This is a genomic window from Rhizobium sp. BK112 (genome assembly GCF_014193215.1).
Classification (GTDB): Bacteria; Pseudomonadota; Alphaproteobacteria; order Rhizobiales; family Rhizobiaceae; genus Rhizobium; species Rhizobium anhuiense.
Map to the genome: position 1 here is coordinate 20,612 of NZ_JACHYZ010000002.1, position 12,724 is coordinate 33,335.

Annotated in this window: 12 protein-coding genes; 3 read left to right on the plus strand and 9 right to left on the minus strand. The window is 59.1% G+C overall.

Translation table 11 applies throughout. The features are described from left to right. Window position 1 precedes the first annotated feature (1 nt). From FHT75_RS05330 to FHT75_RS05365, 8 genes are all read right to left on the minus strand, one after another. A complete protein-coding gene (locus FHT75_RS05330; RefSeq protein ID WP_063476327.1) occupies window positions 2-1,276 on the minus strand; it encodes an MSMEG_0569 family flavin-dependent oxidoreductase in 1,275 nt (424 codons plus the stop codon). 11 nt (window positions 1,277-1,287) lie between these two features. Continuing rightward, a complete protein-coding gene (locus FHT75_RS05335) occupies window positions 1,288-1,575 on the minus strand; it encodes an MSMEG_0570 family nitrogen starvation response protein (RefSeq protein ID WP_028756268.1) in 288 nt (95 codons plus the stop codon). Further along, on the minus strand, window positions 1,568-2,737 hold the full coding sequence (locus tag FHT75_RS05340) for an MSMEG_0565 family glycosyltransferase (RefSeq protein WP_028756269.1): 1,170 nt from the start codon (window positions 2,735-2,737) through the stop codon (window positions 1,568-1,570). The genes FHT75_RS05335 and FHT75_RS05340 overlap by 8 nt, the downstream gene beginning before the upstream one ends. Beyond that, the gene (locus tag FHT75_RS05345; protein ID WP_028756270.1) at window positions 2,734-3,708 is read right to left on the minus strand and encodes a sll0787 family AIR synthase-like protein; all 975 of its coding nucleotides are present in this window, start codon (window positions 3,706-3,708) and stop codon (window positions 2,734-2,736) included. The genes FHT75_RS05340 and FHT75_RS05345 overlap by 4 nt, the downstream gene beginning before the upstream one ends. A 2-nt stretch (window positions 3,709-3,710) precedes the next feature. Then, the gene (locus FHT75_RS05350; protein ID WP_028756271.1) at window positions 3,711-4,253 is read right to left on the minus strand and encodes an MSMEG_0567/Sll0786 family nitrogen starvation N-acetyltransferase; all 543 of its coding nucleotides are present in this window, start codon (window positions 4,251-4,253) and stop codon (window positions 3,711-3,713) included. Beyond that, window positions 4,250-5,368, minus strand: coding sequence for an MSMEG_0568 family radical SAM protein (locus FHT75_RS05355; protein ID WP_028756272.1), 1,119 nt, complete (start codon window positions 5,366-5,368; stop codon window positions 4,250-4,252). The genes FHT75_RS05350 and FHT75_RS05355 overlap by 4 nt, the downstream gene beginning before the upstream one ends. Next, complete coding sequence (locus FHT75_RS05360; RefSeq protein WP_028757318.1) at window positions 5,295-6,341, minus strand: Nit6803 family nitrilase; 1,047 nt, start codon at window positions 6,339-6,341, stop codon at window positions 5,295-5,297. The genes FHT75_RS05355 and FHT75_RS05360 overlap by 74 nt, the downstream gene beginning before the upstream one ends. 75 nt (window positions 6,342-6,416) lie before the next feature. Continuing rightward, window positions 6,417-6,899 (minus strand): MSMEG_0572/Sll0783 family nitrogen starvation response protein, encoded by a 483-nt coding sequence (locus FHT75_RS05365; protein ID WP_003521909.1) that lies wholly within the window; start codon window positions 6,897-6,899, stop codon window positions 6,417-6,419. Window positions 6,900-7,483: 584 nt separating this feature from the next. Here FHT75_RS05365 and FHT75_RS05370 point away from each other — a divergent pair. Both FHT75_RS05370 and FHT75_RS05375 read left to right on the plus strand, forming a co-directional pair. Continuing rightward, window positions 7,484-8,179 carry an alpha/beta hydrolase gene (locus FHT75_RS05370; protein ID WP_028756274.1) on the plus strand — a complete coding sequence of 232 codons (696 nt, stop codon included), beginning with the start codon at window positions 7,484-7,486 and terminating at the stop codon, window positions 8,177-8,179. Between the two features lie 198 nt (window positions 8,180-8,377). Continuing rightward, entirely contained in the window at window positions 8,378-9,028 is a 651-nt protein-coding gene (locus FHT75_RS05375) for an esterase/lipase family protein (RefSeq protein WP_028755596.1), read from the plus strand. Window positions 9,029-9,130: 102 nt separating this feature from the next. Here the strand turns inward: FHT75_RS05375 and FHT75_RS05380 are convergent, their stop codons facing one another. Further along, entirely contained in the window at window positions 9,131-10,975 is a 1,845-nt protein-coding gene (locus FHT75_RS05380) for an acyltransferase family protein (protein ID WP_028755595.1), read from the minus strand. Between the two features lie 596 nt (window positions 10,976-11,571). On the opposite strand from FHT75_RS05380, the gene FHT75_RS05385 reads away from it, so the two are divergent. Further along, entirely contained in the window at window positions 11,572-12,717 is a 1,146-nt protein-coding gene (locus tag FHT75_RS05385) for a right-handed parallel beta-helix repeat-containing protein (RefSeq protein ID WP_028755594.1), read from the plus strand. The last annotated feature ends 7 nt before the right edge of the window (window positions 12,718-12,724 follow it).

Consider the following 12,724-nt stretch of genomic DNA (forward strand, 5'->3'; position numbering starts at 1 on the left):
ATCAGGCACTGACCGCTTGCTTGAGAGAGGATGCCTGTGCCGAAAGCCGAGCTGCGAGATGCCCGACCACATGTTCGGCATCCTTGCCGACGCTGAGGAACCGCCCGGAACCCCAGGTCCAGAGCCAGGGAAGTCCGAGCACGTAGACGCCATCGACGACGGTAACGCCGCGGCGGTGAACGGGGTAGGCGTTGCCGTCGAAGATCGGCAGGCCGACGAAGGACCAATCCGGACTGAAACCCGTGGCCCAGATGACCGAGGTGATCCCCTCCGCCTTCAGATCGAGTTCGACAATCTCCGCCCCAGGCTCCCAGACGGGGACATAGGGGGATCCGGCCGGAGCCTCGATGCCTTTTTCGGCGATATGCCGGTCAATCAGGGCATTGATACCGTTATAGACACGGTCGGCACTGTCGAGATTGGCCTTCAGGTTCGGCTCGAACAGCATCCGGCCGGCGGCGACGCCGGACATGCGGCCATAAAGCATCATACCCTCCAGCGCGAATTTGCGCAGATCGATATCGCGTCCGCCGTCGCGTCCGGTCAGGTAATGGTTGGTGTCGTGCTTCTTCTTCGTCATGCCATCATGTTCGACCGTGATGTCGTACTGGCCGATATCGGAAAGCCAGTCGACCACATCGCGACCGCGATAGAACCGGGCGCAACGCGGCGCGTTGCCGGTGACGAGATGCACCTTGCGGCCGGCAAGATACAGATCCTCGGCGATCTGGCAGCCGGACTGGCCGGAGCCGACCACGATGACGCCGCCCTCCGGCAGTTGGTCGGCATTGCGGTAGGCGGCGGTGTGGAGCTGCATGATGTCCTCGGGCAGGCGCTCGGCCGCACGCGGAATGGCCGGATCTGCATAGAGGCTGGTGGCGATCACCACGGCATCGGCTGTCACCGCGCCAGCTGAGGTCTCGAGCCGGAAGAGGCCGCCATGCTTTTCGAGCGACGTCACGCTGGTTTGCTCGAAGACCGGCGCGTCGACCTTCTTCACGAAGCGATCGACATAGGCGAGTATCTCGTCCTTGACCATAAAACCGTGCGGATCCGTGCCGTCATAGGAATGGTCCGGAAGCTGGCATTGCCAGTTCGGCGTCACCAGGCAGAAGGCGTCCCAGCGTTCGTTCTTCCATTTATGCGCAACGGTCTTCTTCTCGAAAACCACGTGATCAATGCCGTGCCTCTTCAGATAGTGAGAGGCCGAGAGCCCGGCCTGGCCGCCGCCGATGACAACCGCGCTGTAATGGCTCTTGAGGGATGGTGTGGTCATGGTGGGTCCTTTCAAAGGATGAAGCTTTCGCAGCGGACTTCGGCCTCTGCGTCGGTGAGATAGGGAGTGGCGGCCTGTTCGATGCGCGACAGCTGGCCGAGCGCTAGCGAACAGGGATAGCCGTATTTCGCCTTGACCCTGTCGCTGGCGATGGTCAGTGCCGTGCGGCTGCGATCGAGAAAGTCGGCCAGCGGATAGTTTTGGCCCTCGGCGAAATAGTCCTTGATCACCAGGGAGGGCGAGTAACAGGTCTCCTTGCGGCCATCCGGCCAGGCAATGACGAACCGCATTTCAGGCATGGTCGGCCTCCAGCAGCGTGTGATAGCGGGCAAGATGGGCTGTTGCGGTTTGGTGCCAGCCATGGCGGGCGGCAACCTCGAGACCACGGGGGATGATCTGCTCGCGGATCGGTGCGACCAGCGCCAGCGCCATGCCTTCGGCAATGGAGACTGGATGATGCGGATCGCACCAGATCGCATCGCCGGGACCCAGATATTCGGTGAAGGGTGCAATCGAGGATGTCACGACCGGAATACCGCTGGCCATGGCTTCCAGAACGACGAGGCCGAAGCCCTCTTTGAGCGAGGGGAACACCAGCGCATCCGCCAGCCGGTAGAGGCTCGGCATGTCGGCATCCGCGATCGCACCGGTGATATGCACAGCTGCTGCGTCCCGACCGAGGCAGGCGAGGTGAGAGCGGAACTCCTCCTGATAGTCGCCATGGTCCAGGAGAGAGGCGCCGCCGGCAATGACAAGCTGGGCATCCGGCCGGATGGCGCGGACCTGACGAAAGGCTTCGAGAATGCCGAGGGTGTTCTTTCGCGCCTCGATGCCGCCGACACTGAGGAAGATCGGCCCGTTTCCGAGCTGCAGCCTGTCGCGCAGAGCGACCTGCTCGCCGTTCCAGGCAGGCGAGAAGCGGTTGGTGTCGACGCCATTGCCGACTATTGTCGCCTCGATGCCGCGATCCTCTCTGAGCTTGTCCCGCCAGAGGCGGCTGACGGCGAAGAAGAGATCGGCCACATCGATCGCGCGATCCTGCAGAGCCATCAGGCGCGGATCGGCGAACTGGTCGATGTGGTGGACGGTGCGGGCAAAACTCGGGATCAGGCCCTCCAGCTTGAGGGTCGCCAGCGCATTGCCGGAAATGCCGTCATGGGCGTGGAACAGGTCGAAGCCATTGGTTCCGGCTTTCCGGAAATAGCCGATATAATCGGCGATCCGCTGCTCGACCATTTCCGTCATATCCGGGGATGCCGGCGCCGCGGCAATACAGGCGGTGCCGCAGGAGGGCTGACGAAAAAAGCCCGCCCCCTTGGCATCGGGCGCATGCAGGACCACCTCATGGCCAAGCGAGGTCAGCGCTTCCGAAAGCTGCATGGCATGAACCACGCCGCCACGCGGGTTGGTGGAATGGGTCAGCATCGCAATGCGCAAGGTTCGGTGCGACGGAAGGTTCATGCGGCGGCATCCTGTCGACCGAGCTGCAGCAGCGGTGTCTCGGCATGATTGCGCACCACTGCGCGGGTCTCGCCATCGACCAGTGCGACCTCCGCACCAGCCACGACCGCGCCGATGACCGCGGCGCTGATGCCGCGCGCGGTGAAGCGGGTGACGACATCGGCCGCATGTTCCGGCGCGACCGAGAGCAGATAGCCGAAGCTCGGAAAGGTGACGAGCCAGCGATCGAGAGCGACACCGGCCGGCAGAGGAATGGCGGCGACGTCGATATCGATGCCGACATGCGAACATTCGGCCAGCATGATGGCGGTGCCGATGATGCCGCCCTGGCTGATATCCTTCGCAGACAGCGCGAGCCCGGCCTCGGCGATCTCGGGCAGCAGCTCGAGGTCGACGCGCAGGCGCGCCGGCGCGGCATCGGTGGCGGCCTCCCAGTTGTTGAAGGGTTCGCGGTAACGGCCGCGATGGTCGATCGCCGCAACCAGCACATCGCCCGGCCTTGCATCGAAGCTCGTCAGCAGTGTCTTGGCGCGACCGAGAATGGCGACCGACAATTGGCCGCGTTCGGTGCGCATATTGGTGTGGCCGCCGACGATCGGCACGCCAAAGGCGCTGGATGCCGCCCGCATGCCATCCAGAACGAGTGTCGCGCCAGCTTCGCCATCGGCCCAGACGGCATCAACCACGGCGATCGGCCGGCCGCCCATGGCAACGACGTCGGAGATATTGACCATGACGCCGCACCAGCCGGCAAACCAGGGGTCGGCGGCGACGAACTCGTTCATGAACCCTTCGATGGCAAAAAGCAGATGACCGTCGCCATCGGGCAGCGCGGCGCAATCGTCGCCGACGGCAATCTGCTGCCCCTGCAGGCCGAGCCTTGCGGCGATCGTGCCGATATCCTGCTTGGCGGCGATGCCGCCGCTCGTCGAGAGTTTGGCCGCCAGGGCCTTGATGTCGATCGCGACCATCTTCACGCCGCCTTTCTGGAAAGGGCGGTGAAGCCTGCCTCGGGTGTGACGCAAGGCGGATAATAGGCAAGGTCGGCCTTCATCCTGAGATGCGGCTTGCCATAGACCTCGAACTCCTCGATGACATCCCAGTGCAGCCTCCGAAACAGCAGGCCGTTCTGAACCTGCACATTGGCGAGGAACGTGTGGCATCCGATCGCATTGGCGGAGGACACGGCGAGCTTGATCAGGGTCGCCCCCAAGGCGCCGATCTTGCGAAAATCCGGATGGACCGCCAGTCTTGATCCCCACCAGATGCCGGGTTCGGCCTGATGGATGCGCACCGTTCCCACAAGCTGGTCGGCGGCAATGCCCAGCATGGAGAGAGCCACGATCGGGATGGCGTAATCGTCGATCGCGTCGCGGTCATCGCTTTCGAAGATCCGCTGTTCCTCGCAGAAGACGGCACGGCGCAGCGCATGCGCCTGGCTGCGCTCCCAGGCGGAGGTCGCGAATTTCACCTGGAATTCGCTCGAGCGATAGGGAGCAAAGGCTTCGAGCATCATTTGGTGAGCATCCTTTCATAGGTGGAAAGGGCGGAGCAGGCGCCGCATTTGCCGCAGCCGGCCTTGATGTCGACGGCCTTCAAGCCGCTGTCGACCAGCATCTTGGACAAGGGGCCGAGGATCGAGTGCATGAAGTCAGGCCTGGGCGCCGGGTGGCTTTCGAGCGGAGTGCCGGAAATCGGCACGAAGGGCACGACGAAGGGATAGACGCCAAGCGCAACCAGATTTTCGCAGATATCCAGAATGGCCTCACGGCTGTCGCCGAGCCCCGCCAGGATATAGGTCGAGACCTGGCCGCGCCCGAAGACCTCCACCGCGGCCCTGAACGAGGCCATGTATTTGGCGATCGAGACCTGCGCCTTGCCCGGCATGATGCGGGCACGGACCTCCGGCGTCACGGCTTCCAGATGCATCCCGAGGGCATCGACGCCGGCCTCCTTCATGCGGGTGAACCAGATATCGTCCTCCGGCGGCTCGCATTGCGCCTGGATGGGAATATCGACGGCCGCCTTGATGGCGCGGGCGCTGTCGGCGAGGATCGCAGCGCCGCGGTCGTCGCCCTTCGGCGTGCCGGTGGTCATCACCATATGTTTGACGCCGTCCAGTTCGACGGCGGCCTTGGCGACTTCCGCGAGCTGCTCCGGCGTCTTGTGGGCGATGGTGCGGCCGGCTGCCAGCGATTGGCCGATGGCGCAGAACTGACAGGTCTTGCTGCGGCTCTGATAGCGGATGCAGGTCTGCAGCACGGTCGTGGCGAGCACGTCCTTGCCGTGCAGAACCGCGATCTGCGAATAGGGAATGCCGTCGGCGGTCGAGCGCTCGTAGAAGCGTGGGCGCAAAGGAAAGGAAACCTCACCCAGCACCCTGCCATCCCGGCTGATACGGCTGCGGCCCATATCATCCGGCTTTTCCACCAGATAGGGACTCTCGAATGCAGGTGCGGTGTGAACCGGCACCATCACCGTCATGCCGTCAATGGTCAGCGCCTTGTGGTCGGAAGGTCCGGCACCACCGCGGCGGCTTTCATGTCCGGCCTTGGGGTCAACGAGCCGGGCTCCGTAGGACTGCAATTCGTTGATCAGAATCTCGGTCGGCAGATGTGTCGTATTCTCCATCGGAAAGGGTCCTTGCTTCGGCTGTGGGGAGGGACGGCTGGGTGGTGGTGACCATCGGCGCCGTGGCGCGGCCATCCATGACAAGATGCAGCAGCTCGGGCCGGGCATAATGGCCGACCGAATCCATCATCCGCTTGCGCTTCACGATCAGGCTCATGTCGAGATCGGCGATCAGGATGCCTTCGCCTTCCGTCAGCGGCGGCACGACGTGTTTGCCTTCGGGCGAGATGATCGCAGTCATGCAGCCGCCGCGCAGGGCCTTCTGCAGGCCCGCGTCGGGAGCAATGGAAGCGATCTGCTCGTCGGTCAGCCAGCCCGTGGCATTGACCACGAAGCAGCCGCTTTCCAGCGCGTGGTGGCGGATGGTGACTTCCATCTGGTCGGCAAAAATCGGCCCGACCATCGAGCCCGGAAACTGGGCGATATGGATGTCCTCGTGCTGCGCCATCAGGGCGTAGCGGGCCAGAGGGTTGTAGTGCTCCCAGCAGGCCAGCGCGCCAAGGCGTCCGACGGCGCTGTCGACCACCTTCAGACCGGAGGCGTCGCCCTGGCCCCAGATCATCCGCTCGTGAAAAGTCGGGGTGATCTTGCGACGCTTGAGGAGGAGTGTGCCATCGGCATCAAACAGCAGCTGGGCATTATAGAGCGATCCGTGGTCGCGCTCGTTGACGCCAAGCGCTACGACGATGCCATGTTCGCGGGCGGCTGCCGAGACGGCATCGGTGGCGGCACTCGGCACCGTGACGGCTTCCTCGTAAAGTCGCACATGCTCCTTGCCGGAGAGAACGGGCGGCAGCACGAAAGAAAAATAGGGGTACCAGGGGACGAAGGTTTCGGGAAAGACGATCAGCTCGGCGCCTTTGGTCGCCGCTTCACGAATTGCATCCAGCACGCGGGCCAAGGTTTTCTCGCGCGAGGTCAGATCCGGCGCGATCTGCGCGGCGGCAACCCGGACGCTCGTTTTTTTCTCCATGACGAAATCCTCGATTGACGGGCGGGGAGGCGGAGCGCCAGGACTCCGCCCCCTATTCTTTGGGGCGGTTGCTGCTCAGAGCGTCCAGGTGTCGAGGATGAAGGCGCCGTCGCGGCGATGGATCAGGATCAAGTCGAGAACGTCGAGCGGACTGATCGGCGTGATGCCGGGGATCAATGCGCCTTCGCCATGGCCGTAAAGCGCCTGAAGGGCAAAACGGCATGCATAGACCTTGCCACCTTCTTCCATGAACTTGACGATCTGGTTGTTGAAATTCAGATGGCCGGGAAAGGCCTCCGCGCCGAGCGTCGGAAAACCGCGCTGGACGCCGAGCGTGACGCCCGGGCCGTAGAGAAGGACCGAGGTCTCGAACCCCTTCCGCTTCAGGCGCGTCGCCTGCAGCAGGTTGACGAATCCGATCGATCCTTCGAACGCCACGGTATGGAAGGTGACGAGGGCTTTTTCCCCTTCGCCGGCCTGTACGTCCTCAAAAACCTTTTCCTCGTAATTGACAAGAAAGTCGCCTTTTTGATTGGCGGGCTTGGTCACTGCGGGCATGGATGGCTCCTTGGTTTGAAATCCGATCCCCATCCGGGGAGCATCCATCCAATTGCAAGCCACATGCCAGATTGATTATGCATAAATAGCAATCAAATTAACGGATAATACATTCAATTATGCTATCAATTTTGAAGGAGAAAGTTTTAGAGCTGATTTTATAGGCGATCGAGTGCAAAAATCGAATGCACGAAAGTTCAAAACAGATGCATTCAATTGCGCGTCAATCAGCATGAGGAAGCATAATACTTGTGGCGTGAGCCCCGGCAACCCGTTTACGCCGGGGTTTTGGGATGGGTGCTCAGACTCGCACCCGCCTTCTGGTGCTGGCAGCGCCTGGCAATGGAAGCGGCTCGCTTCCGAGGGAGGTCTGCGTCAAGATGCCTTATCGCATCAATCGGAACGGCCTAGCTATATTGAATGCAATCAATTAAAGCATTTGGATGTATATATAGGGCCGCTCGTTGGTCAGCGGAATAAGCCGCCAACTCCGTCGACGGTGGAGGAAGGAGGCGAAAAAGATGCTCGGATTCCGTTGTCGCCGATCAGGCCGTGTCGCTCTTTCCACGAAATAGGAGAAAACTATGAGTAATAAACCTACGATCATTCTGGTGCATGGCTTTTGGGGTGGAGCCGCACATTGGGGCAAGGTCATACTCGAACTGGCGCGGAGGGGTTATCAATCCGTTCGCGCCGTCGAACTGCCGTTGACGTCGCTTGCTGAGGACGCTGAACGGACACGCAAGATGGTGGCCCAGCAGAAGGGACCGGTTCTGCTCGTCGGTCATTCCTACGGTGGCGCGGTCATCACCGAAGCGGGAGATCAACCGAATGTCGCGGGGCTTGTCTATATCGCCGCATTCGCTCCCGACGAAGGTGAAAGTCCAGGCGCTATCACGCAACGGCATCCGCCTGCGGCAATGGCCAATATCGAGCCGGACAGCGACAGCTACCTATGGCTCAAGGCCGACAAATTTCACGAAAGCTTCTGCCAGGATATATCCCTCGAAGATGCTTTCGTTTTGGCGGCCACCCAAAAAGCGCCGCTTGCAGGCACCTTTGGCGACGTCATCACCGCTCCAGCTTGGAGGAAGAAGCCGTCCTGGTATCAAATAGCAAGCGAAGACAGAATGATTGCTCCTGGAAACCAGGCAGCAATGTCGACTCGTCTCAATGCTCGGAAAGTCGTGACCTTGGAGGCAAGTCATGCCTTGCCGCATTCAAAGCCTCTGGAGGTCGCAGCCTTTATCGATGAGGCAGCGGTAGCCATCTCGAAGTAAGAACAAAGATGCTTGTGGGGGGCGTGAGAATAAGCGCCCCCCGCTCGATCATCTGCTTGATCGCTTCCGCCCTCCATGCTCCGGCGTTGGAGAAGGCGCACGGCACGACGAAACTCTCCGGCATCGATCGACAAGCTTCACGCTTGCACGCTAGAGGATAGGGGCTTGATCGATAGCGGCGCGTTGAGCGGACAGATGATGAACGACACAGTCATCCTTTTTCACGGCATTGCCCGGACGAAGAAGAGCATGGAGAAGCTCGCCGGCTTCCTGTCCGGCCACGGTTATCGGGTTGTGAATGTCGGTTACCCCTCCACCAGGTTTTCGATCAGCGACCTCGTCGACATCGTTCGACCGGAGATCGACGGCGCTGCGACGGCGGCAGGAGACGGCCATCTCCATTTCGTCGGTTATTCGATGGGCGGGCTGATCATCCGGGCGTTTCTCACGCGTTATCGCCCAGCCAACCTCGGTAGAGTGGTCATGGTCGGAACGCCGAACAACGGCAGCCAGATCGCCGATTTCCTCAAGGGCTGGTCCTTATACAGGAAGGTCTATGGACCGGCAGGCCAGCAGCTGATTACCGATCAGACCGCAATGGCGAAGCTGTTCGGCACGGTCGATTACGAACTTGGCATCATCGCCGGCAATCGGACCATTGACCCGGTCTCTTCCCTTGTCATCGGCCTCAGGGTTCCGAATGATGGAAAGGTTTCGGTGGAGAGCACACGTCTCGACGGCGCCGTGGCGCATATCGTCATTCCCGCCAACCACACTTTCTTACCCGTCAACAGGACGATGTGGCGCCAAACCCTGTCGTTTCTGAAAGATGGGCGGTTTACAATCTGAATGTCCGAATATTCAAACATCCGCCACATGCCCTCGCCTTAATCCCTGCTGCACCGCTATCGAAGGATTAGTTCAACTAAAAGCGCGATGATGGGCATGCCTTTATCGCTGAACGACGAGAGCCTGCTTAACTCTTGAAATCAGAATGCGGGAGCCGTCGGCGGTGAAGTGCCCATAGTCGAATTGGACTGGGTCTCCGCTTTTTGTCCACACCACACAATCTGGGTTGCACATCGTCTTATAGGTAGAGATGTATGTTGCCCCGCTTCCGGCCAACGCGTCTTGAATGTCCAGACCGATGTGTTGTCGAGGCACCAGATGATCGGCGGCTTTAAATGGTTGCTTGTCGTAGAGACTGTGTGCGAGCAGCCGCGGCAGGGATGATTTATACTCTGCCACTGGTCCGAAGACGACGATCTTTTTGGCAAACGGTGATAGGTAATCCACCGTCTTCCTGATGAGTTTCGCGTCATCTTTTGTCCAGCGTCCAGCCAATACGAGAACATCGACTTTATGGCTCGGCAAGAAATCCTTGAACATGTAGTTCATGAGTTCGATGCAGCGTTCTTCGCCTTCGGCGTCGAGAGTGGGACGACATCCTGATGCGTTCGCTTGAATGACATTGGCCCCCGAAAGCGCCCTTAGTCCGGGATATAGATGAGCGGCGTGACTATCACCGACAAGCGCTATGTTTTGCTGATTGTCTGATAGCGCCAGGCAGGCATCACGATCATATTTTTCGATGCCGTCGTTTGACGTGAGGAAGCATTGTCCACTGCGAAAGGCCTTCGAAGGGTCGTAGTCAGCAAATTCCGCCACCCGTTCAACGGCCGTGTTGTCCTCTTTCATTTGATCGGCCGCGAGTTGCCCGACAAATGCCAGCATTGCTACCGATGCGATTGAAGCAGCCCCGGCGGCTACGGACACGGCAGGTCGGTATCTCATTGTTCGGAACGGCGTTTCGACAAATCGCCACGAAACATATGCGACGACGAGACTCAAAGCGATCGGCACCAATTGCCAGCCATGCTCCCATGCCCCGTACTGGTTCGAAAACACCCAAATCGGCCAATGCCACAGATAGAGGGAGTATGAGATCAAGCCTATGGCAGTGGCGACCCTCAATGAGAGTAGCTTGCTGACAAGTGTGCCTGGGCCGGTCCAGATGATCAGCGCCGTGCCTGCGGTCGCGGGCAACGCCGTCAATCCGGGAAACTCGGACGTCTTCGACAGCAGCAATGCGCTGAGGCAGATGAGCAAAGCACCGATTGCCGAAAGCACATCGTTGATCCGCGCATCAGCGAATTTCGGCAGTGCCGGTCCTGCGATGAGAGCGCCGACGAGCAGTTCCCAGGCGCGATACTGTACAAGATAAAAGGCTGCGGAGCGGTTGATTGGAACAGTGATAATGGAAGCAATGATACTGACCGCAAAAAGCCCGGCTATGGCCATCCCGGTTGCCCTGCGCCCATATCGGCTTGCCAGCATGACGATCAGGGGAAAAAAGACGTAGAACTGCTCTTCGACCGACAACGACCATGTGTGCAGGACTGGATTGAATTCCGAGGAATCATCGAAATATCCAGTTGTAAAATAGAAATAAGCATTTGAGGCAAAAAGCGCTGAGGAAGTGACGGACTTAAAGACCCGCAAGCTTTCGTCGGGCAGCATCGTAAAATAAGAAGCCGCCATCACAACGGCATACATGACCACGACAGCGGGAAGAATTCGTTTTGCGCGGCGACTATAAAAGTTGCCAATCGAGAATCGGCCATCCCCAACGTCAGCAAGAATGATTTTGGTAATCAGGTAGCCCGAGATCACGAAAAAAATGTCCACCCCGATAAATCCACCGGGGAGAATGCGGTCAAATCCGCAGTGATAAAGAATCACAAAAATTACGGCTACGGCACGCAGGCCGTCGATATCTTGACGATGCGTAATCATTTGGGCCTCGATATTTGGCCTCCCAGGATTTCGTACCGTGAGACCGGTCAATATGCAACCAGCATCAGGGTGAAATGAAAACTACTCGCCTTAGACGCGCTTCTATCCACAGCGAGATACGACCTGAAGAGCAGCGGAGGGGCCGCAAGGTTCATCGGGTGTTTTAGGGTTATTGCTTATTTTACCATTCGTCCGATGAAGCCGGCGAGAAGGAGAGCGATGTCCATCCGCTTCTCATTTCGACGGTGATTCGACTAAAGGGCACATTTTACAGCTGCCTTTCAACGGTTCCACAACTCAGGCCATAAGACTGACGGGCGATTTAACATTGACTGCTGGAACGCAGCGCGGCATTGCCAGGACGGCTTGCAGGCCAAATTGGGCGAACGTGTGACCAACAGAGTGCCGGAAGGCGATCCCAGCGCAGAGCACGCAACTGGCCAGACACAGTTTCAGCCGATGTGGCCGGGACGTCAGGGGTCAATTTACATGGATTTCTCAGCGGTCGTTCAGGTCAAGATAATTTCCAGATATTCAAACATCCGCCACACGACCCCTCATTATTACGAGCTGTAACCGTATCGAATGGAGATCCGATGCCCGCCATCTTGCGAAAGAAAATTCACGGCGCATCCACACGGGGACAGGTCATCGACGGCGCTCCGGACATCGGCGTCGCCTATCAGGTGTTTTCCGATACGGTGGTCGAAGACGTGATCGTCAAGAATTCTCCCCGCGGCTTCAAATTTCACAATGGCAGGAATCTCGTCATACGGCGCTGTGAGACCGAGAATGTGAAGGGCGACGGGATTTACCTTACAATGACGTCGGACGTGTTGCTGGAGAACAACCGCGTCGGCCCGGCGCCCGGCCAGGGAGCGGATTGCTGCCAATTCGCCTACGAAAACGACGACCGCAATGTGAGCTCCAATGTGGTGGTTCGGGGCAACCTTTTTCTTCAGTCGCCGACCAGCACATCCAACAAGGGGGCGCTGGTTTGCGGCAGAACGCGACAATACCATGTTGAATACAATTTCATCGGGGGGAAGAATTTCTCCTTTTCATCGATCGGTGACGATGCCGTCGTGCGCAGTAACGTCATGCGTGACGGCAAGATGAATGATTATTCCTTCGGGTATGGGGTTGGCGATCAAGTCGACCATGCTGGCCACCATGTTTATGACAACAGGATCGAGAACAGCAATCGTGGCGTGAGTTTGAGCGGTTACTCGGACCAGAGCCTGGCATTTCGCAAAGACATGAATATCCACGATAACGTGATCAGCGAATGTGAGATCGGGTTTTTCGCCAATCGGCCGTGGTCTGGAAGCTTTCGACGCAACATATTCTTGCGGTGCAAGCAGGACATCTTTCTGAAAGGAAACGGCAAAGCGACTGCAGGGGAAGTCGAAGGCAACTATCTCAACGACGGCAGCTTTCTGAACGTCACGCCGCCGCCGCTTCGCGTCAAGCCGGACGGAAAGGCTTCCGTTTCCTCCGGCGAATGGACATCCGAGCCCGACGAAATCCGCATCCAGTGGCGGGACAAGGGGATCGATATATCAGGCGCCAACCGGCCCTCCATTGCGATCGAGCCTGGCATGGAATTGTCATGCGTCTTGCTGGCCCGCAAGGGGCAGAATTGGATGTTGGCGATTGCCGAGACGGCCTATGACGATTTCACGCCGCGTGCATGGCAAGAAAACATGCTGCCTTGGCAGAAGCGCTATCTCTCGCTTTAATCGCCAC